Annotated in this window: 22 protein-coding genes and 1 pseudogene; 16 read left to right on the top strand and 7 right to left on the bottom strand. The window is 61.3% G+C overall.

What is annotated here, in order from left to right; translation table 11 throughout:
- Positions 1 to 23: 23 nt before the first annotated feature.
- Complete coding sequence (locus J8I87_RS29575) at positions 24 to 566, top strand: nucleoside deaminase (RefSeq protein WP_209935693.1); 543 nt, start codon at positions 24 to 26, stop codon at positions 564 to 566.
- Positions 567 to 696: 130 nt separating this feature from the next.
- Here the strand turns inward: J8I87_RS29575 and J8I87_RS29570 are convergent, their stop codons facing one another.
- On the bottom strand, positions 697 to 2088 hold the full coding sequence (locus J8I87_RS29570; protein WP_209935692.1) for a PLP-dependent aminotransferase family protein: 1392 nt from the start codon (positions 2086 to 2088) through the stop codon (positions 697 to 699).
- A 58-nt stretch (positions 2089 to 2146) separates the two neighbouring features.
- Complete coding sequence (locus J8I87_RS29565) at positions 2147 to 2401, bottom strand: hypothetical protein (RefSeq protein WP_209935691.1); 255 nt, start codon at positions 2399 to 2401, stop codon at positions 2147 to 2149.
- A gap of 84 nt (positions 2402 to 2485) precedes the next feature.
- On the opposite strand from J8I87_RS29565, the gene J8I87_RS29560 reads away from it, so the two are divergent.
- The 14 genes and pseudogenes from J8I87_RS29560 (at position 2486) to J8I87_RS29495 (ending at position 16897) form a co-directional block, all read left to right on the top strand.
- Positions 2486 to 2968 carry an MSMEG_0572/Sll0783 family nitrogen starvation response protein gene (locus tag J8I87_RS29560; RefSeq protein ID WP_209935690.1) on the top strand — a complete coding sequence of 161 codons (483 nt, stop codon included), beginning with the start codon at positions 2486 to 2488 and terminating at the stop codon, positions 2966 to 2968.
- An 18-nt stretch (positions 2969 to 2986) separates the two neighbouring features.
- Positions 2987 to 4009 (top strand): Nit6803 family nitrilase, encoded by a 1023-nt coding sequence (locus J8I87_RS29555; protein WP_209935688.1) that lies wholly within the window; start codon positions 2987 to 2989, stop codon positions 4007 to 4009.
- Positions 3978 to 5111: an MSMEG_0568 family radical SAM protein gene (locus tag J8I87_RS29550; RefSeq protein ID WP_209935687.1), complete on the top strand. Its 1134-nt coding sequence runs from the start codon at positions 3978 to 3980 to the stop codon at positions 5109 to 5111. Before J8I87_RS29555 ends, J8I87_RS29550 begins: the two co-directional genes overlap by 32 nt.
- A 2-nt stretch (positions 5112 to 5113) precedes the next feature.
- Positions 5114 to 5677: an MSMEG_0567/Sll0786 family nitrogen starvation N-acetyltransferase gene (locus J8I87_RS29545; RefSeq protein WP_209935685.1), complete on the top strand. Its 564-nt coding sequence runs from the start codon at positions 5114 to 5116 to the stop codon at positions 5675 to 5677.
- Positions 5674 to 6660 carry a sll0787 family AIR synthase-like protein gene (locus J8I87_RS29540; RefSeq protein ID WP_209935684.1) on the top strand — a complete coding sequence of 329 codons (987 nt, stop codon included), beginning with the start codon at positions 5674 to 5676 and terminating at the stop codon, positions 6658 to 6660. Before J8I87_RS29545 ends, J8I87_RS29540 begins: the two co-directional genes overlap by 4 nt.
- Positions 6657 to 6875, top strand: a pseudogene (locus J8I87_RS29535) (MSMEG_0565 family glycosyltransferase); the annotation flags it as partial. The gene J8I87_RS29540 and the pseudogene J8I87_RS29535, both read left to right, overlap by 4 nt.
- 169 nt (positions 6876 to 7044) lie before the next feature.
- Positions 7045 to 7329, top strand: coding sequence for an MSMEG_0570 family nitrogen starvation response protein (locus J8I87_RS29530; RefSeq protein ID WP_209935682.1), 285 nt, complete (start codon positions 7045 to 7047; stop codon positions 7327 to 7329).
- Positions 7330 to 7351: 22 nt separating this feature from the next.
- Entirely contained in the window at positions 7352 to 8644 is a 1293-nt protein-coding gene (locus J8I87_RS29525; protein WP_209935681.1) for an MSMEG_0569 family flavin-dependent oxidoreductase, read from the top strand.
- Positions 8645 to 8646: 2 nt separating this feature from the next.
- Entirely contained in the window at positions 8647 to 9462 is an 816-nt protein-coding gene (locus J8I87_RS29520) for a Pnap_2097 family protein (protein WP_209935736.1), read from the top strand.
- A complete protein-coding gene (gene scpA, locus J8I87_RS29515; protein ID WP_209935679.1) occupies positions 9459 to 11570 on the top strand; it encodes a methylmalonyl-CoA mutase in 2112 nt (703 codons plus the stop codon). Before J8I87_RS29520 ends, scpA begins: the two co-directional genes overlap by 4 nt.
- Positions 11571 to 12186: 616 nt before the next feature.
- Entirely contained in the window at positions 12187 to 13314 is a 1128-nt protein-coding gene (locus J8I87_RS29510; RefSeq protein WP_209935678.1) for a sugar ABC transporter substrate-binding protein, read from the top strand.
- 36 nt (positions 13315 to 13350) lie between these two features.
- Positions 13351 to 14937 carry a sugar ABC transporter ATP-binding protein gene (locus J8I87_RS29505; RefSeq protein ID WP_209935676.1) on the top strand — a complete coding sequence of 529 codons (1587 nt, stop codon included), beginning with the start codon at positions 13351 to 13353 and terminating at the stop codon, positions 14935 to 14937.
- Complete coding sequence (locus J8I87_RS29500; RefSeq protein WP_209935675.1) at positions 14934 to 15914, top strand: ABC transporter permease; 981 nt, start codon at positions 14934 to 14936, stop codon at positions 15912 to 15914. The genes J8I87_RS29505 and J8I87_RS29500 overlap by 4 nt, the downstream gene beginning before the upstream one ends.
- The gene (locus J8I87_RS29495) at positions 15911 to 16897 is read left to right on the top strand and encodes an ABC transporter permease (RefSeq protein WP_209935673.1); all 987 of its coding nucleotides are present in this window, start codon (positions 15911 to 15913) and stop codon (positions 16895 to 16897) included. The genes J8I87_RS29500 and J8I87_RS29495 overlap by 4 nt, the downstream gene beginning before the upstream one ends.
- Positions 16898 to 17249: 352 nt before the next feature.
- On the opposite strand, the gene J8I87_RS29490 is transcribed toward J8I87_RS29495, so the two are convergent.
- From J8I87_RS29490 to J8I87_RS45055, 5 genes are all read right to left on the bottom strand, one after another.
- Complete coding sequence (locus J8I87_RS29490) at positions 17250 to 17531, bottom strand: DUF1488 domain-containing protein (protein ID WP_209935672.1); 282 nt, start codon at positions 17529 to 17531, stop codon at positions 17250 to 17252.
- The gene (locus tag J8I87_RS29485) at positions 17532 to 17717 is read right to left on the bottom strand and encodes a hypothetical protein (protein ID WP_209935670.1); all 186 of its coding nucleotides are present in this window, start codon (positions 17715 to 17717) and stop codon (positions 17532 to 17534) included.
- 49 nt (positions 17718 to 17766) lie between these two features.
- Positions 17767 to 18084: a hypothetical protein gene (locus J8I87_RS29480; RefSeq protein WP_209935669.1), complete on the bottom strand. Its 318-nt coding sequence runs from the start codon at positions 18082 to 18084 to the stop codon at positions 17767 to 17769.
- A 305-nt stretch (positions 18085 to 18389) separates the two neighbouring features.
- Positions 18390 to 18602, bottom strand: a complete 213-nt coding sequence (gene rpsU, locus J8I87_RS29475; protein WP_209935735.1) for a 30S ribosomal protein S21 — start codon at positions 18600 to 18602, stop codon at positions 18390 to 18392.
- A gap of 76 nt (positions 18603 to 18678) precedes the next feature.
- Positions 18679 to 18966 (bottom strand): hypothetical protein, encoded by a 288-nt coding sequence (locus J8I87_RS45055; RefSeq protein ID WP_245254249.1) that lies wholly within the window; start codon positions 18964 to 18966, stop codon positions 18679 to 18681.
- A gap of 507 nt (positions 18967 to 19473) precedes the next feature.
- On the opposite strand from J8I87_RS45055, the gene J8I87_RS29470 reads away from it, so the two are divergent.
- A complete protein-coding gene (locus J8I87_RS29470) occupies positions 19474 to 19677 on the top strand; it encodes a cold-shock protein (RefSeq protein ID WP_209935667.1) in 204 nt (67 codons plus the stop codon).
- Positions 19678 to 19931 lie beyond the last annotated feature (254 nt).

Genomic DNA, 19931 nt, shown 5'->3' with positions numbered 1-19931 from the left:
CCAACAGGGAGGAGGAGACACCGTTGAGCCTGATTATCCCATCGAAACAGAAGGCATCCGACCTCCCTGAGCAAGGGCTCGCGCCGACGCGCGAACAGATCGTCCGCCATCTGCGCCATGAGAGCGTTGTCGCGGAGCGCGCGACGCTGATGGACCATCACCCGTTCGGCGCGATCCTCGTCGGCCCCGATCAGGAGACCGTGCTGATCGAGCAAGGCAACGTCGATACAGTCAATCATGCGGAAGCGGTGCTCGCGCGCATCGCTGCGATCAACTTCACGCCAAAATATTTGTGGAGCTGCACGCTCTACACGACCGTCGAACCATGCTGCATGTGCGCGGGCACCGCGTATTGGGCGAACATCGGGCGCGTGGTGTTCGGCATGACCGAGGAGCGTCTGCTGCAAGCGACGGGTGACCACGCGGAGAATCCGACGATGAGTGTGTCGTCGCGCTATGTATTTGACCATTGCCAGAAGCGCGTTGACCTGATCGGTCCAGTCGTCGAGGTCGAAGAAGAAATCATGCAGGTGCAGCGTGAGTTTTGGAAGCTGCGGTGGGATTGATCCTGTGAACGACGACACGCTTTGTCGGCTGTCTGAGCAAGCCGCCTTCGGGCGGCCTCTACTTTTCCTTTTGCTCTTGCTGTTGAAGGCGCTCAGCGATAGGAGCGTTTTCATCGCTGGGCGCGTGCCGTTACATCATCGGCACATGCAGATGATGCGGATCATTCAGCGTTTCCAAGACACGTTGCATGGCGTCGCGACAGTCGTCCCTGTCCTGCGGGCCGCCCAGACAGATCCGAATCGCGTTGGGCGGGTTACCGTCCATCGAGAACGCGGCCCCCGCCACCGCTCCCACGCCCTGATTGCGCAATTGCAGCGCAAGCTCGGGCGCGCTCCAGTCGCACTGCGCAGGAATCGGCAGCCACAGATGAAAGCCGTCGTGATGCGCATCGTAATGCCAGCCCGCGAGTTCCTGTGACGCAATCGCCTGGCGCACGTTCGCTTCCTTGCGGATCGCGTCGAGCATTTCATGCGCGGTGCCGTCGTTGACCCATTGTGTCGCCAGCATCATCGTGAACGGACTCGGCATCACGGTTGTCGCGCGCAACGCACCTGCGACACGTTGTGTCTGTCTTGCGCTCGGCGCGCGCAAGTAAGCGACCCGCAAGCCTGCACCGAGCGTCTTCGAGAAGCCGGTCACGTACCAGGTCAGTTCGGGCGCGAGCGTGGCGAGCGCAACGGGTTTGCTAGCGGAGAGCCCGCCATACGCATCGTCTTCGATGATGGGAACGCTGTAGCGCAATGCGACATCGGCAAGCGCTTCACGCCGCTGAATCGATAGCGTGAGCGTGCTCGGATTCTGCAAGGTCGGGTTGCAGTAGAACGCGCCGGGCTTTTCGGTCTTGCAGAGTGCTTCGAACGCATGCGGCAAAGGGCCTTCTTCGTCGCGCGGCAGCGGCTGCAGGCGTACCCCGAGTTGCGACGCGATCGCCTTGATGCCGGGATACGCGAGCGTATCGAGGCAAACCGTTTCACCCGGCCTGGCAAGCTGCGACACGAGCGCGACCAGGGCACTATGAATGCCAGGACACACCAGCACCGTGTCTTCTTCGCAGTCCGGCAAGCGGTCTTTCAGCCATACGCGTGCGGCGGCGCGATCGTCGGGCATGCCGCCGAAGTCCTGATACCGCAGCAGCCGATAAGGATCAGTTTGCGCGAACAGGCTCGCCGATGACTCCCTCAAGCGCGCCGCAAGCTCGGGCGGCTCGGGCGGCATGTTCATCGACATCTCGACACTGCTGCCGCCCGCAAGCGGCAACGTCTGCGTCCTCCCACGCACGAAGGTGCCGCTGCCCGCACGTGCGTCGAGCAAGCCGCGCTTGCGCGCCTCCGCATAGGCCCGCGCGACCGTCGTGTAATTCAGCTGCAGTGCGCCCGCAAGGTCGCGCAAGCCGGGCAGCCGGTCGCGCGGACGCAGACGTCCGCTTGCGAGATCTTCTTCAATGAGATCCGGTATCACAAGATACGCCGGTTTGCGGCTTTCAGTCAGTCGCTTGAGCCAGTGATGCGTGAGGCTGTCCATGCTGGGATTCCCGATGCAAACGCTTGAATGCGTGATTCAAAGGTAACACGCGAATTTCTCAAGAAAGAATCAAATTCCATTCAGTTAAAAACTTGATCGCATTGATTGGATGAATGCACGCTCGCGGGGTATTGCGCACCACATGCACGCAAAAGACGCTGTGTGATTGTGCGAAGCCGGTGCGCGCCCATCGGTCAAAGCTACCCGAAAAGCCCCGCAAGCAAGGGCTTGCAAAGAAATTTTCGGGCCGCTCGAACAAACTCGCGTTGATTGATTGGAAGTTGATTGCATGAACCGGGCCGGAAATTGGCATACGCGTTGCGTTAAGTGGTTCGCCAATCGGGTGATTTCCCGTTGAGCAATCCGATCAATTACGCGACTTATTGGAGAGAGCGATATGCCTGCCGTCAATCAACCGCTACATAAGAAAGGCGATTACCTGGTCGACTACGAAGAGAAGGTCTTTCCCGACGTCAAGGCCGAGCCGGGCGAAAAAGCGCTGGTGACGTTTCATACGGTCGCATTCGAAGGCTCGATCGGCTTCGTGAATTTGCTGCAGGCGACGCGCCTGCAACGCAAGGGCTTCGATACATCAGTGCTGCTCTATGGCCCTGGCGTCACGCTCGGTTTGCAGCGTGGCTTTCCGACACTTGGCGACGAAGCCTTCCCCGGCCACCTGAACTTCAACAATCAACTGGTCAAGTTCATGGGAGAGGGCGGTAAGGTCTACGCATGCCGCTTTGCATTGCAGGCGCTGTATGGTCATGGCGAGGCGTCGCTGATCGAAGGCATCCGCCCGATCAACCCGCTCGACGTGCTGGACCTTCAGCTTCTCCATCGCAAGGAGAACGCGTTGATCATTCATACATGGACCGTCTGAGCGAGCCGGGTGCCGATCATGTCCGAGCAGCGAATCATCCGTGCAGCGGCGGTGCAGATTGCGCCCGAGTTCGAGCGTCCCGGTGGCACGCTCGACAGGGTATGTGCCGCCATCGACGAAGCCGCGTCGAAAGGCGTGCAGCTGATCGTCTTTCCCGAGACGTTCGTGCCGTATTACCCGTACTTTTCCTTCGTGCGTCCGCCGGTGGCGTCGGGCGCCGATCACATGCGGCTTTATGAGCAGGCCGTGGTCGTGCCGGGGCCTGTCACGCAGGCCGTAGCGGAGCGCGCGCGGCGTCATGCGATGGTCGTCGTGCTCGGCGTGAACGAGCGCGATCACGGCAGCCTGTACAACACGCAGCTCGTGTTCGATGTCGATGGGCGTCTCGTGCTCAAGCGCCGCAAGATCACGCCGACCTTTCATGAACGGATGATCTGGGGCCAAGGCGACGCGGCGGGTCTCAAGGTCGCGCATACGGGCATCGCCCGGGTCGGCGCGCTCGCGTGCTGGGAGCACTACAACCCGCTCGCGCGCTACGCGCTGATGACGCAGCACGAAGAGATCCATTGCAGCCAGTTCCCGGGTTCGCTGGTCGGCCCCATCTTCGCCGAGCAGATCGAAGTCACGATCCGCCATCACGCGCTCGAGTCGGGCTGCTTCGTCGTCAACTCGACGGGCTGGCTCAGCGAAGCGCAGATCGAATCGGTAACAACCGATCCCAAACTGCAAAAGGCGCTGCGCGGTGGCTGCATGACGGCCATCGTGTCGCCTGAGGGGCAGCATCTTGCCGAGCCGTTGCGGGAGGGGGAAGGGATGGTTGTCGCCGATCTCGACATGTCGCTAATCACGAAGCGCAAACGCATGATGGACTCCGTTGGCCACTACGCGCGCCCCGAACTGCTGAGTCTTGCCATCAATGAGCGCCCCGCGACGCCTGTTGCGCCGATGGCGGCGTCATTCGAACGCGCCGGCGCAGACGTAGCGTTTGAAATCACGAGTGGAGGTCAGGATGAATGCCAGCACGAACCTGTCGCCGGCTGAGCCGCGCACGCAGCGCCAGATGATGGAACTGCGCACCGAGTTGCAGTCGGCGGGGCTGCGCCTCGTCGATCCAAACGCAGGCGCGGCGAGCCGGCGCGGCGGCGCGGGCCCGTCGGACCACAAGGCCGTCACCGTCGACGGCGTGACGATCATGGTGCCCGTGCACACGAGTTCGGCGTGGAACTCTCCATTCGTCGCGGGCGTGCCGGATGAATCGGGCGCAAGCGCGTTGATGCGCGGCACCATTCCGATTGCAAGCATCAGTTTTCCGAAGGCGCCGCGTTTCACGCATCTGCAGACGCTCGATGGCGTGCCGTATTCACATATCGCGACACTGCACAGCACCGACGTGCTGGCGACCACGGTGCTGCAAACGTGCATCCGCTACGAGAGCCGCAAGAAGACGTGCAAGTTTTGTGCGATCGGTCAGTCGCTCGCGGCGGGCCGCACGATTGCGCGCAAGACACCGGAGCAACTCGCGGAGGTGGCCCGCGCTGCTGTGTTGCTCGACGGCGTGAAGCACATGGTGCTGACCACCGGCACGCCGCCGACGCCGGATCGCGGTGCGCAGATCCTTTGCGAAAGCGCGTTTGCGATCAAGGCCGCCGTCGATCTGCCGATTCAGGCGCAATGCGAGCCGCCCGACGACGATGCATGGTTCGAGCGCATGAAGGCGAGCGGCATCGACACGCTCGGCATGCATCTCGAAGTGGTGACGCCCGAGGTGCGTGCGCGCGTGATGCCGGGCAAGGCCAGCGTGCCCATCTCACGCTATATGGAGGCGTTCCGCGCCGCTGTCGCCGTGTTCGGCAACGGGCAGGTCAGCACCTACATACTCGCGGGTCTCGGCGACACAGCGGAGGCGATCCTGTCGATGTCGCGCGAACTGATCGGCATCGGCGTGTATCCATTCGTCGTGCCGTTCGTGCCGATCAGCGGCACGCCGCTCGAAGATCATCCTGCGCCTTCGCACGCGTTCATGAAGTCGATCCTGGAGCCGCTCGGCGCCATGCTGCGCGACGCGCAGATGCGCTCGGCCGACATCAAGGCCGGTTGCGGCAAATGCGGTGCGTGTTCGTCGCTGGCATCGTACGAGGCGTGATCATGTTCTGCGAAACCATCGACGAACGGGATGCCTTGCCGCTCACGTTCACGCCCGCAGAGTACCGCGTGAAATGGGCAACGCTGCCATGGGAAAGCAACGAGGCGTATGCACTGCGGCGCGCTGTGTTCTGCGTCGAGCAAGGCATCTTCGTGGGAGACGACCGCGACGAGATAGACCGTGATGCGAAGCTGCTGGTGGCACTCAGCTGCATTGCGGGCATGCCCGAGCAGGTGGTCGGCACGGTGCGCATACACGAGGCGCAGCCGCGCACCTGGCTCGGCTCGCGGCTGGCCGTGCATGCGGCGTTCCGCTCGCATGGCAAGCTCGGATCGACGCTGATCCGACTTGCGGTGAGTAGCGCCCACGCACTGGGTTGCGATACGTTTCTCGCGCACGTGCAAAGCCAGAATGCGCCGCTGTTCCGGCGGCTGCACTGGCAGACGGTCGCGGAGGAGACGCTGTTCGGGCGGCCACATCATTTGATGGAAGCAGACCTCGCGCATTACCCGCCGTGCTTCACGCCGGAAAGCGGATTCGTCACTTCGTCGCGAGGCCGCTCATGAGTCTGCGCGCGCTGGTCGAACGGCTTCGCGAAAGCAGGGGCTTTCGCCACAAGATGGATATTGCGGGCGTGGTTGCATCGCTTGCGTCGCGCTTGCCCAATGGCACACGCGACCTGGCGCAAGCGGTCGCGGTGGGCGACGACTGCGCCGCGCTTGCCGACGGCGACGGCTATCTGCTCTTCGCCATCGAAGGGCTGGTCAGCGACTTCGTCGAAACCATGCCCTGGTTCGCGGGCTATAGCAGCGTGATGGTCAACGTCAGCGACGTATACGCGATGGGCGGACGGCCGCTGGCGGTAGTGGATGCGCTGTGGAGTGATGGTCTCGAATCGGCTAGCGAGATTCTGGCGGGCATGGCGGCGGCATCGAGTGCATATGGTGTGCCTGTCGTTGGCGGGCATAGCAACACGCGTAGTGCAGAGCCACAGCTTGCAGTGTCGATACTCGGCCGTGCACGCGCGTTGCTGTCGAGCTTCAATGCACGACCGGGCGACAGCCTCGTAATGGCCGTCGATCTGCGTGGCCATTTCGAAGATCCGTATCCGTTCTGGAATGCTTCCGTGGGCACGCCGGCAAACCGTCTTCGTGGCGATCTTGAATTGTTGCCGCAGCTCGCGGAAAGCGGTCTGTGTGATGCAGCGAAAGACATCAGCATGGCGGGCGTGCTCGGCACGTCGCTGATGCTGCTGGAATGCTCGGGCGTTGGCGCGCGCATCGATCTCGATGCGATTCCGCGTCCTGAAGGCGTGGACTTCGAGCGCTGGCTGAGCGCGTTTCCAAGCTATGGCTTTCTGTTCTCGGTGCGCGACGAACATGTGGATGAGGTACACACGCGCTTCGCGCAACGCGGTCTCGGCTGCGCGACGATCGGCAGCGTGGATGGATCGCGCGAAGTGATGCTCACACAGCAAGGAGATTCAGCGTTGCTGTGGAGCTTCAAGGACAGTGCATTCATCCGCGCAACCGTGGGAGAACCGGGATGAACCGCTCGGCAATGCGCATCGCGCTGTTCACGCATTCTGTGAATCCCCGGGGTGGTGTGGTGCATACGCTTGAACTCGGGCGCGCTCTGCATGAGGCCGGGCACGATGTCACGATCTTCGCTGCACCGATGTTCCGCGCGTCGCGTTGCCGTGTCGTGCTCGCGCCTGTCGCCGCACATCGAAACGACACGGCGACGACGGTTCAAATGCGGATCGCGCACTGCACGGTGATGGCGGCATCGACTTCGAACACGCGGTGCCCGATCTGCTGAAGCGCTATAGGTGGCGCGATAGTGCACGCCGCCATATCGCGCTGTACGCACGCCACCTGCAGCGTGTGACACAAGCGCCAAGCGCCTGAACTTCTCATTGAAAGGAAACGTGATGCCAGTCATGCACTTCAAGGTCCAGTGGCCGGACGGCACCGAGGCCAACTGCTATTCCCCTTCGACGGTGGTTGGCGAGTTCTTCGTTGCCGGGCAACGCTACGCGCTCGGCGATTTCGTCGGCAGGGCGCGCGAAGCGCTGCATATTGGTTCCGATCGGGTACGCGAGAAATACGGCTTTGCGTGTTCGGCGGCGATGGATCAGCTCGCGCAAATCGAAGAACTTGCGCAGCGTTTTGCCGCCGACCCGCACGCGGAAGTCAAGGTCGTCGAACTCATTTGAACCCCGAAAGCAGGAACGAATCATGTCGAACGAAAACACTGTCGCATCCGATGCGCTGAACGATGTCCCGCACCACACGGTGATCGTGGTGGGTGGCGGGCAGGCTGGCTTGTCGATCAGCTACTACCTCAAAGAGGCAGGCATCGATCATCTGGTCATCGAAAAGCATACGGTCACGCATACGTGGCGCTCGCAGCGCTGGGATGCGTTCTGCCTCGTCACGCCGAACTGGCAATGCGCGCTGCCGGGTCATCCGTATCGCGGCGACGATCCGCACGGCTTCATGAAGAAGGACGAGATCATCGCTTACCTGGACGGTTTCATTGCGATGGTCGATGCGCCCGTGCTCGAACACACGGAAGTCCGCAAGGTCAGGCGCCTGCCGTCGGGCGGCTACTTCGTGTCGACGTCGAACGGCGACTTCACGGCCGATCAGGTCGTCGTCGCGTCGGGTGGCTATCACACGCCCATCGTCCCGCGCATGGCGGAGCGTCTGCCTGCCGGCATCCGGCAGCTGCAGTCGTCGCACTACCGCAATCCGCAGGCGTTGCCGGAAGGCGCGGTGCTCGTGGTGGGTTCGGGGCAATCGGGCGCACAGATCGCCGAAGACCTGCACCTGGCGGGCCGCAAGGTGTTTCTCGCGGTGGGGGAAGCGCCGCGTTGCGCGCGCTTCCATCGCGGCCGCGACGTGGTGGACTGGCTCGCGGACATGCGCTACTACGACATGCCCGTCGATCAGCATCCGCTGCGCGAAGGCGTGCGTGACAACACCAACCATTATGTGACGGGGCGCGATGGCGGCCGCGATATCGATCTGCGACGCTTCGCGCTCGAGGGCATGGAACTGTACGGCAGGCTCGACGATCTCCGCGACGGCTGCCTGCATTTCGCGCCGAACCTGACGGGCAATCTTGATAGCGCCGACGACACGTACAACCGCATCAACGCGAGCATCGACGCATTCATCGACAAGCAGGGTATCGACGCTCCGCAAGGCGTTCGCTATGAGCCGGTGTGGCGTCCGGATGGCGAGCGCACGTCGCTGGATCTCGCGCAGAGCGGCATTACGTCGATCATCTGGTGTATTGGCTTTACGCCCGATTTCAGCTGGATCGACGCGCCCGTGTTCAACGGACGTGGCTATCCTGCACACAATCGCGGCATCACGCCGCAAGCGGGCTTGTATTTCATCGGCCTGCCGTGGCTGCATACATGGGGATCGGGGCGTTTCTCCGGTATCGCGCGCGATGCCGAGCATGTCGTCGGCGCGATCCGCATGGCGCTCGACCAGACATCGACGAGCCTCGCGGCGTGAGCATGATCCAACGCTATCGGGCGGGCATGCCGCAACTGAGCTACACGGGCCTGTCGGAGAACTGGTTGCTCAAGGAGTGTGGCCATCGACATTGGGAAGCGCTCGCCGCTCACGCGGGCCGTGCGCAGCCCGAATTCCGCGACGACAACGGCGGCCGCTCTTATGCAGCCTTTACGGCAATCCGCTTGCAGACCTGCGGTCTCGATTCGATCGCCGAAAACGACGCGTTCGAGATACGCAGCACGCTTTGCAGAACGGGACCTGCGCGCCACTTCAGCACGCACCATGTCGTTCGCGATGACTTGAAAGTCGCGGAGATCGGAATGTCCTCTGCGTTCGTTACGCGCGGCGAGGCGCGCAGCAATCGTTCCGCCGCGCGGGCGGCGCTTGCTTCCCTGGCTGGTGAAATCGAACCGATGCCCGAAGAGGCAATGGACATGATGCAGATTGGCAAGCGCCTTCGAGCACACGACCGAAACGCAGTTTCCGGCCTCGGGCCTGCCACGCTTGAGCCGATCGAGTTCTTCCCGTGCCCCAATAGCGATTTCAATGGCGCTGACTTCCTGTACTTCGCGAGCTTTCAAGCCTTTGTCGATCGCGCCGAGTGGCAATGGCGGCGCTTTGGCGAACCGCCTGTCGTCTCGAGCCGTTCGCTGTTCTATTACGGCAACGTCGACGTGGGCGACACGTTGACCGTGCATATGGTCGGTCAGACGGAAGACGGACAGGGCATCCGGCACTGGACCGAGGTGCGGCGCAACAGCGACGGCATGAAGATCGCTGACGTAACGACGGCAAAACGCTGGAGGCATCGATGAACAAGCAGCGGCGACGCCGGTCACATCGCGTGAGGCTGAAGCGCGTCTACACGCGCGCGGATATCGACGGCATCGCGCATATTGACAGCATGCCGGGCGAGGCACCGTTCGTGCGCGGACCGTTCGCGTCGATGTACACGGAAAAGCCGTGGACGATACGCCAATACGCGGGGTACGCGCAGGCTTCCGATACGAACCTCGCGTTTCGCACCGCGCTGGCGGAAGGCGCACAGGGTCTGTCCGTCGCCTTTGATCTGCCGACCCAGCGCGGCTACGACTCAGACGATCTGGCTGTGAGCGCGGACGTCGGCATGACGGGTGTCGCAATCGATACGGTCGAGGACATGACGCGCCTTTTCGAAGGCATTGCACTCGACCGCGTGTCTGTATCGATGACCATGAACGGGGCGGTCCTTCCTGTGCTGGCTGCTTTCATCGTCGCGGCGGAGGAAAGCGGTGTTAGCGCTTCACAACTGAGAGGAACGATTCAGAACGACATCCTGAAAGAGTTTATGGTGCGCAACACGAGCATCTTCGCACCTGAGCCGTCATTGCGCATCGCCGCCGACGTCGTTGAGTATCTCAGCGAAAATGTGCCGCGGTTCAATGCACTCTCGGTGTCGGGATATCACTTCCAGGAAGCGGGTGCGGACGCTGTACTTGAACTTGCGCTGACAATGGCGAATGCGCGCAAGTACTTAACGACCCTTGTCGGACGGGGAATGCAGGCCGATGACGTGTGTCAACGGATGAGCTTCTTCTTCGGCGTCGGTATGGACTTCTACGTCGAAATCGGGAAGCTGCGAGCAGCACGAATTCTGTGGTCCGATATTGCCTCGGCAAGTGGCGCAACGTCGGATCGGGCGCGTGCACTGCGAATGCACTGTCAGACATCCGGGTGGTCGCTAACGGCGCAGAAACCGATGAACAACGTCGTGCGTACGACAGTCGAGGCGTTGGCTGCCGTGTTCGGCGGAACGCAATCGCTGCACACTAACGGATACGACGAAGCGCTTTCGCTTCCTTGTGCAGAGGCGTCAAGGCTCGCTCGCGACACACAACTGGTGCTGCAGCACGAAACCGGTGTATGTGATGTCGTCGATCCGTGGGCTGGTTCGTACATGATGGAGAACCTTACGGCGGATATCTGTCACCAGGCGCTAACGCTAATGGCGGAAATCGAACGACGTGGTGGCGTGGTTGATGTCGTCGAATCAGGATGGATTCAAGAACAGATTCACAGGTCGGCTTTGAATACACAAGCGGAAATGGAGTCGGGAAAGCGCACGATTGTGGGCGTCAACAATTTCGTGGCGGGATGCGATGAAGACCTTGGAGAGCCACAGACTGTCGACGGCCGGCGGGTGCGCGCGCTGCAAACGCAAAGGCTTGCTCACATCAAAGCCAGGCGTGATCCAGCGAGATTACGTGAGACGCTGGATGCGCTGACGCGGGCCGCCCGGAACCGAGACGGAAATCTTCTTGAACTAACGGTGGCATGCATGCGAGCGCGTGCAACCGTCGGCGAGTGCACTCAGGCACTGGAAGCCGTATGGCCAAGATATCAAATCGGCTTGCCGCTATTGCGCGACCACTACGGCGCAAACCTCGGAAGCGACAACGATTGGCAGGACGCATGCCGTGCCGTGGCCGACGCGGCGAAACGCTTGCGTCGTGCGCCACGGGTGTTGATTGCAAAGCTGGGACAAGACGGACATGACCGGGGGGCGCGTATCGTCGCAGCGGCCTTAAGCGATGCGGGCTTCGCGGTTTCCACGGGGTCGATGTTTGCATCGCCTTCTGACACTGCCCGACTGGCTGAAGGAGAGCGGGTTGACGTTATCGGCGTGTCGTCTCTCGCGGCGGCACAAAACGACCTGGTCGCCGAATTGCATGAGCAACTAACTGAACGCGGTCTGCGGATACCCATCGTGGTAGGCGGGATCATCGATCAAGCGAGTCAACTGGTCATTCAACGCTCGGGTGTGGCGGCCTGCTTTCCGGCTGGCACGCCGATCAAAAATATCGTACCGCGATTGGCTGAGATCGCTGTGGCGGCCGCGGAAGAACGCGTTGAAGGTGGCTATCCGTTACGCGAGACCGCGTAACGGGTCGCGTGCGGCTTCTCGGGAGCGAAGATCAGAGCGGTCGCATCCGTTGGTTAAGAAGGGGCGGATCGGCTTCGAAGAATGCCGCATCATGCGTTTCTCGGGCGGGAAGGCAGATCGCCGATTTCAGATTCGCGGCCGTCGCGATCGCCAGCCCGACATGCGAACGGTCGTCCGCAAAAGCGTCGGCGGCTGGGTCGATTGACGCGTGCGAAAGGTCGCCGATACGAGGCGCTCAAAATGGCCGAAGCCACCGGGCGACCGCTGAACTTCGTCGAAATGGCACCCCCATCGCCGTGCTACGCCGCCTCCGTTTGCGGCAGCCCAGTCCTTGTCCACCACAGGTTTCACCCCGGTCACCGGCGCGCTGGACTCTCTGGTAAACCACTATCGCGTGTGGGTTGGTATGCCATTACTGTCAGACGGGAACGCGTATCCGCATGCCCTTCTTTTTGCTTCGAGGAGGCGCCGTTGAAAAGCTCCTTCTGCAAGTCCGATCCAGTCCCGCTATAGCAACTCCGCAAGGTTCCGTGCTTCACGCACACCGTGCAGGCAGTCCACGACCCGCCATGTGCGCAGGCAATCGGTACGTCCAATCGAACAAAAAGGAGGCAATATGCTTTCAGGAATCCACGTGCTTCGAGCGGCGGCGAGCGCCGCATTGGCGCTCTGCGCAAGCGGGGCTTTCGCGCAGGCTTCGATCGTTTCAGGGCCGTCTAGCGATCCCACCTGCATGGTCCCCTGGAAGAGCGACACGAAGTTCATCAAATATCCGAAGAAGAACGCGCCTTACCGGATCGCACTCGTGAACGGCTATATCGCGAATACGTGGCGTATCCAGATGATCAGGACGGCCAAGGCCTACACCGCGCAACCGGCCGTTGCCGCCAAGCTCAAGGAATTCAAGGTCGTCTCGACCGGTGAGGACGTTCCGGCGCAGATCTCGGCCGTCAACAACTTCATCGATGCCGGCTATGACGCCGTCATCGTGAATGCGCAGAACCCCTCCTCATTCGGCCCCGCGATTCGCCGCGCGAAGAACGCCGGTGTGGTGCTGGTCGCTTTCGACAACACGCTCGACAGCGAAGACGCGATCAACGTCAACGTCGACCAGTATGGGCTCGGCGCGCTGTGGGCCAAATGGCTCGCGGACCACCTGCCGAACGGAGGCAAGGTTCTCGAAGTTCGCGGGGTGGCGGGCACGTCGGTCGATACGGACCGGCACAATGGTTTCACGAAAACGCTGGACGGCACCGGCAAGAAGTGGAACGTCGTCCAGGTCTACGGCAAGTGGGACGACGGGGTCGCGCAAAAGGCCGCCGCCGACGCGATTGCCGTGCAGGGTCATTTCGATGGCATATCGGCGCAAGGGGGCGACACGGGCGTCGTGCGCGCGATGATCGATGCAAAACACCCGTTTGTGCCTTTCGGTGGCGAGACGGAGAACGGTTTTCGCAAGTTCTGCGCGCAGTATGGGAGCCAGGGCCTGAAGTGCACGTCGGCGGGCACCGGGCCCGCGCAGGTGGCCGTGGCGATCAAGACGGCACTCGCCGCGCTGGATGGCCAGACGATTCCCGTCGCGATCAAGCTGCCGCTCGACGTCACCGACGATTCGATGCTGAAGTCGGGCGTCAACTATTTTCCGAACGACTCCGACAACTTTTTCGTCGGCAACTCGTTTCCGACATGCGGCATCAATTTCTCTGCGCAGGAAATCATGAAGCAGAACCAGGGCAACCAGTGACGGGATGATGGCCCGCGCCGTGACGGGAGACGAAGCATGCTGCAGGATGCAGAGCAGCCGTTCTTTCAGATGTCTGGCGTGTCGAAAAGCTACGGCGGCGCCGTCGCGCTGGATCACGCCGAGCTCACGGTGCGCAGAGGTCGCATCCACGCGATCCTCGGCGAGAACGGCGCGGGCAAGTCCACGTTGCTGAAGGTGATGTCCGGTGTCGTGCAGCCGGATGAAGGCATCATGCATTTCGATGGCCGGGAGGTCTCGTTCGCGTCGCCTGCCGAGGCGAACGCGGCCGGTATCGTCTGTGTATATCAGGAACTGTCGCTGATCCCCGACTTGAGCGTGGCGGACAACATTTACGCTGCGAACCCGCCGCGACGTTTCGGGATGATCGACCGGCGGGCCCAACGCCGCCAGGCCGAGGAGGCGCTCGCGCGAGCGGGCGCCGCCGACATCAATCCGCTTGCGAAAGTCCGGGATCTGCCGCTGTCGCGCCAGCAGATGGTCGAGCTCGCGAAGGGGCTGGCACACGCGCCGCGCATTCTGATCCTCGACGAAGCCACCTCGGCGCTGACCGCGGCCGACGTCGCGCGCGTGATCGACGTCCTCAAGCGCCTGCGCGAAGAGGGGCTCGCGCTGCTGTTCATCTCGCACCGCATGCACGAGGTGAAGGCGCTCGCCGACGAATGCACGGTCTACCGGAACGGTCGCCATGTGATGAGCTTCGAAGCTGGCACGCGCTCCGACAATGAGGTCGTCGAAATGATGATCGGCCGGAAGTACCAGCATGCATTTCCTGCCAAACCGGCTGCCACGCCCGCGGCCAAAGCGGAGGACCAGCGTGCGGAAGCCCCCGGCATCGGGCCGGCTCTCGCCTGTCGTGATCTCGCATGGAGCGACACGCTGCGGGGCATCAGCTTTTCGTTGCAGCCCGGCGAAATCCTCGGACTGGGCGGCCTCGACGGACAAGGCCAGCGCGAACTGCTGCTCGCGCTGTTCGGCGTGTTGCGCGGCTGCGCGGGCAAGATCGAGATCAACGGCAAAGCCGTGTCGATCGGCAGTCCGACAGCCGCGCGCGCCAAAGAAATCGGTATGGCGCTCATACCCGAGGACCGCAAGACCGAAGGCTTGATGCTGCCGATGTCGGTACGCGAGAACCTGTCGTTTGCCGCACTCGATCGCATGTCCACTGCCGGCATAATCGACCGCCACCGCCAGCAGTCGCTCGTCGAGCGGATGATGGATCTGCTTGCGATCAAGTCGTTCAGCATCGACGCGCCCGTGGGCTCGCTGTCGGGCGGCAACCAGCAGAAGGTGGTCATCGCGAAGTGGCTGATGCGGCAGCCGAGGATACTGCTGCTCAGCGACCCGACGCGCGGTATCGACGTCGGCACCAAGCAGGAGCTCTACCAGCTGCTCAGGCGCCTCGCCGACGAAGGTGCCGCGATCGTGTTCTATTCGACCGACTATGACGAGCTGATCGGCTGCTGCGACCGCGTGCTCGTACTGTACGAAGGCAGGATCAAGAAGGAACTCGTCGGCCCGGCGATCACCGAGCAGAACCTGATTGCCAATGCTCTCGACCTGCCCGTCGGACAGGTTTTGCCTTCCACGGGAGTGGCGCGATGAGCGGGCTGCGGTACTGGTACGCGGAGAATCGCGGAGCGGTGTTCGCGTTCGGCCTGTTCGTGCTGATGTTCGCGATCTATCTCGTCAACTATCCGTCGGCGTTGTCGGCCAACGTATTTCAGACGGCCGCGAACAAAGCGGTACTGCTCGCGCTCGTCTCGATGGGGCAGGCGCTCGTCGTGCTGACGGCCGGCATCGACCTGTCGATCGGCATGATGCTGGTGCTGACGAATTGCATCGGGTCGTGGATCGTCACGGGCGACTCCCTGCACAGCGCGCTCGGCATCGCCGGCGTGCTCGGGGCGGGTGCGCTGTGCGGCGCGCTGAACGGCGTGATCATCATTTTCGGCCGGCTGCAGCCGATCGTGACGACGATTGCGACGGGCGCCGTCTACTATGGATTGGCGCTGCTGCTGCGCCCTGTGCCCGGCGGATCGATCAACGAGAATCTCGCCGACGCGCTGACGGGCAAGGTCGCCGGCGTTCTGCCGGCGAGCTTGCTGATTCTGTTCGCCGCGGTCGCGATCGTCTGGATTCCTTTCAAACGCTCGGCGATCGGGCGAGCGGCATACGCGACCGGTTCGTCGGAACCCGCGGCTTTCCTGTCCGGCATGCCGATCCGCCGCGCGAAGTTCGCGAGCTATACGCTGGCTGGCCTGCTCGCGGCAGTCGGCGGCCTGTTTCTGACGTTCTTCACGGACACCGGCGAAGCGAACCTCGGCAGCGCGAACTCGTACACGCTGTTTTCGATCGCCGCAGTGGTGATCGGCGGCGTGTCGCTGCTCGGCGGCAAGGGCAGTGCGATCGGCGCGATCTTCGGTGCATTCGCGTTCCGTTCCATCGGCGATCTGCTGTTCGTGTTCAATGTCGATGCGCTGTGGCAGCCGCTATTTCAGGGCGTGATTCTTCTGCTTGCTGTCGCGATCGGCGCGTGCGGATTGTTCAGGGTACGCAACCGTCTGGAGTGGTTTCAATGAGCCAGGCTTCCGCGAGCGGCCGCACCACATTCGTGTCGAGGCTCACCCGAAGAATCGACAAACCGATCGTGATCGCATTCGCGTGCATCGTCGCGCTGCTGCTCGTCGGCGGGATGTTTTCGCGCAACTTCACGTCGCCGGAATACATCCTGCTGCAACTGAAGGTTGGCGCATTCCTCGGCATCATTGCGACCGGCCTGATGATGGTGATCCTGCTCGGCCACATCGACCTGTCGCTGCCGTGGACGATCACCGTCGGCGCGATGATGGCGTGCGCGGCCGCGGGCCACGGCGATTTTGGGCGCATCCTCGCGATTCCTGTCGGGATCGGTTGCGGCGTGCTGATCGGCATCGTCAACGGCTTCCTCGTCGCACTGCTGCGCATCCCGTCGATGATCGCGACGCTGGCGACCAATGCCGTCGCGCAGGGCATCATGATTGTCTATACGGGCGGATCATCGCCGCAGGATTCCGCGCCCGAGGTGATGCGCTGGCTCGCGGCGGGCTGGCTCGTACCGGGCGTGCCGAATGCCGTCGCGCTGTGGGTGGTGATCGGCGGCGCCACGATGTTCCTGCTGTCGCGCACGACCTTCGGCCGCACGCTGTACGCGATCGGCAACACCGAGCGCGCGGCATATCTTTCTGGCATCGATACGCGACTCGTCACGGTGACCGCCTTCGCCGTGTGCAGCGCGTTCGCCGCGTTCGGCGGCGTGCTGCTCGCGGGCTATGCGTCGAAGGCCGCGCAGTCGATGGGCGATGCTTACCTGTTGCCGGCGATCGCGGCGGTCGTGCTCGGCGGCACGTCGATTCTGGGTGGACGGGGTTCATACCTTGGCACGGTGGCGGGCGCGATCCTCATCACACTGCTGCAATCGATCCTATCGGTCGCGCAGATGCCGGAGGCGGGGCGTCAGATCATTTACGGCGTGGTGATCGCGGCGATGCTGCTGCTGTATGGGCGGAGCAAGCGAGAGGCGTAGGGCGGGGAGGATGTGCTTTTCGCTCGTTGCCGAGACGTCGTCGGCCGTTGCCGCACGGGCTACGTTGCCGTGCAAGGAGAGAACTAAATATTTTGTCGTCGGGTTGGGGACAGTCGCACCACTTCGATTGCAGTTGTAGTTTGAGAATGCTCACGTTTTCAACGACTCTCTCCACGAGTCGCAGCATGCAGACTAAGCAAAAGATCCTGTGCGCGCGCTAGACACGCCGTAGCCTTTCCGCTCACCCGTCAAAAATGGATCGGACGATCACCTACAGAGGGTTCGAAATTAGCCTCATGCTGACCCCATCCTTTGAAGGCGAAGATTTGTATGACGTGAGAAAAACATTCGCCTAATGCAGTTGATCAGGACAGAGGATGTACCTGTTCTGTGGGCCGCCTTTATACACCGTCCTCGCAAACGCCAGAATTTTATCGCGGTTGCGGTCGAATGCGGCGAGCAACGAGGACTCGTCGCCATCCTTGCTGGGATTCAGTTTGGCGAGTACCACATCGTCGATCTGGAAGACAATCTCGCGGGCATTGTCGTAACCCCAGAAATAGACGCAATGCCTGGATTCGTCGTGGACCCGGGTCGGATTTGGAAAGTTGATCAGCACCTTCGCTTTTGCCATTTATTTACCGCCACAAGAATACCGCCATTTGCCAGCATTTACGTCAAGGCGAGCGTCCATCTCACGACGCTTTTCTTCCCGGTCGATTTCGGCCTTCTGTTGAGCAGCGACGCGTACTCTCTGCTGCGCAGCGTAGTCGCTTTGCTTTGCAGGCGCGACTTGATAAACCTTGGTTTTCGTTTGCATGTCAGAACCCAAAAAGTTTGAATGATTTTCATGCGACGGAACGATCGGCCTACCGACTCGGGCGTTTCATTGCTTCGGCCTCTATCGCCGCATGACGTTCTTCGCTTGCCTCGATGGGTTCCATCGACTCATCGAGAGAAGCTGTTGCCCGTTCCGCAGCAGAATGGTTGTAATCGAAATCTCCGCTGAATGCGTCGTCTTCGTCGTCGGGGGGCGCGAGCATATCGATGAGCATCGCATCAAGCTCGGGCGTGTTCCAAGGCGCGCCGCGCTGTCTTCTACGCTTTATGTAGTGTCGAACTTCTGCGTCCTGCTCTGCTGTCAATGGGAGGCCGCGAAATGTGGATTGGGGCGTTGCTTCTGACATGGTGAGGCTCCTTGAGCGGCCATGTTCGGGTGTAGTTTTATCGCCTGATAACCGCCAGACTGCCGAGGATCGTGAGTGTGCTGAACCCATCCTACACGCATCGGTGCGGATGTATAGCTATATTTTCGGCCCTTTGTCCGCTTCTTCTGGACGAGCGACATGGAATGGGTCGGTCAGACGATCGCCCAACGGCCGACGGATCATATGTATGTATTAGCCTCATGCATTTGACGAGACGATGTAGCGATCCCGCAGGCCGCCTATGTACACCGTTCTCCCAATCGCTGGAGGTGATCGAACGCGGATCAGTACAGCTTTTTCGGCGGAAGCGAACGACGAATCTGCTTGCGTAATCGTGTCACTGCTGCCGCTTTCTTGCGCTTGCGCTCGGTCGTGGGCTTCTCATACGCGGTACGCGCACGTAACTCCTGGATCAGTCCCGTGTGTTGGATCGAACGGCGGAAGCGCCGCAGCGCAACGTCGAGAGGCTCGTCAGGTTTGAGGATAACGGTGGTCAGATCATTCCTTGATGTGCGTTGGCAGCAGAGGAGGGCCCATGAGCGAGCTGCCGGATAGGGGTGGTGAGTGAATCGTTCACATGTCAGCGACCGAGGCACCGGCCACTTTTCCATCGACGATGTCCTCGCCTTGCCGGTATGCAGCGCGTCGAGCGGTACCAAAGTCCGAAAACGCTTGCAGCCTTTCCAGCCTGAAAACACGCGATGCTCCGGCAACGCCAGCCGTTTCCGGCCTGCAAATGCGTACTGCTACGTCATAACCTTCCGCATAGCGTGAATGTCCGTCGAAGTGACTGAACGTACGCGCGAAAACAAGGGGATGTAGCTCAAAACCCCTGTAAAGGAGGAGCAGGTTTGCGGGCATCGTTGTTCCTCGACCTCGGCAAGGGGTGCCCCACTATACACGCGAATTCGCGGAGACCAATCTTTTATTGCAACGTGTGCCGGCGGAATATCTGCCGACACGCAACGGCGGTTGCTGCCAGTCAATGAACAAAACATGAGTTGTCCAATTCAGGCAGCGGACCTGTCAGACAGGCTTTACACGCTTGCTGGCTGTTAGCAGAAGTGAGCTGAGCGGCTTTGTCTGTGCATCGGTGCAGTATCGACGCTTGAGATAACGAGTGCCACTCATCTTGTTCGGGTTCGCGCTCGGGAATGTGTCGGCTGGGCGAGCCTGCTGAAACAGTTACAAGATAACGATTGACGCTATCGAGGGGCGGCGGTTAGTCTACCGCCTGAAGTTCAAGAAATTCGATTGCTGTTCATCAATTGTTCGCTACTCAGCGATATTCGTTGTCCTCTCCCTCCTTGATGCTTCACTCGCTCATTAGTCGAGCACACCTCCGTTTTTTTAATTCAAGGATTCTTCATGGAAACCGGTATCGTTAAGTGGTTCAACGACAGCAAGGGCTTTGGGTTCATCACACCGGACAAGGGCGGCGACGACCTGTTCGCTCACTTTTCCGAAATCACGGGCGACGGCTTCAAGACGCTGGCTGAAAACCAGAAGGTGAGCTTCGAAATCAAGAAAGGACCGAAGGGTCTGCAAGCGGCTAATATCAAGCCGCTGTAACGTTGCCTGAAGCGCCCGGCCTCCGCTGATGGACGCCGGGTGGCCACGACATCGCGAGGAGCCTGCCTCCTCGCTGGTACGAGCGTTCCGATCTGAATCTGTCTATTCGGCAGCCTGCCAGTGGCAGTCGCCATACGCGTCGTTGCATCCTGGTCTACCCAGGTAACGGCAACGCACGGCGGCCTCAAATCTGAACTGCAACACTGACGTTTGTTAAAGTGTCGCGCATGAATAAGAAGACGTATCTGCAGTTG

This window comes from Paraburkholderia sp. LEh10, from assembly GCF_017814945.1.
GTDB lineage: Bacteria > Pseudomonadota > Gammaproteobacteria > Burkholderiales > Burkholderiaceae > Paraburkholderia.
Note: the sequence above shows the minus strand (reverse complement) of the source record. Positions and strands in the feature narration are given on the sequence as shown.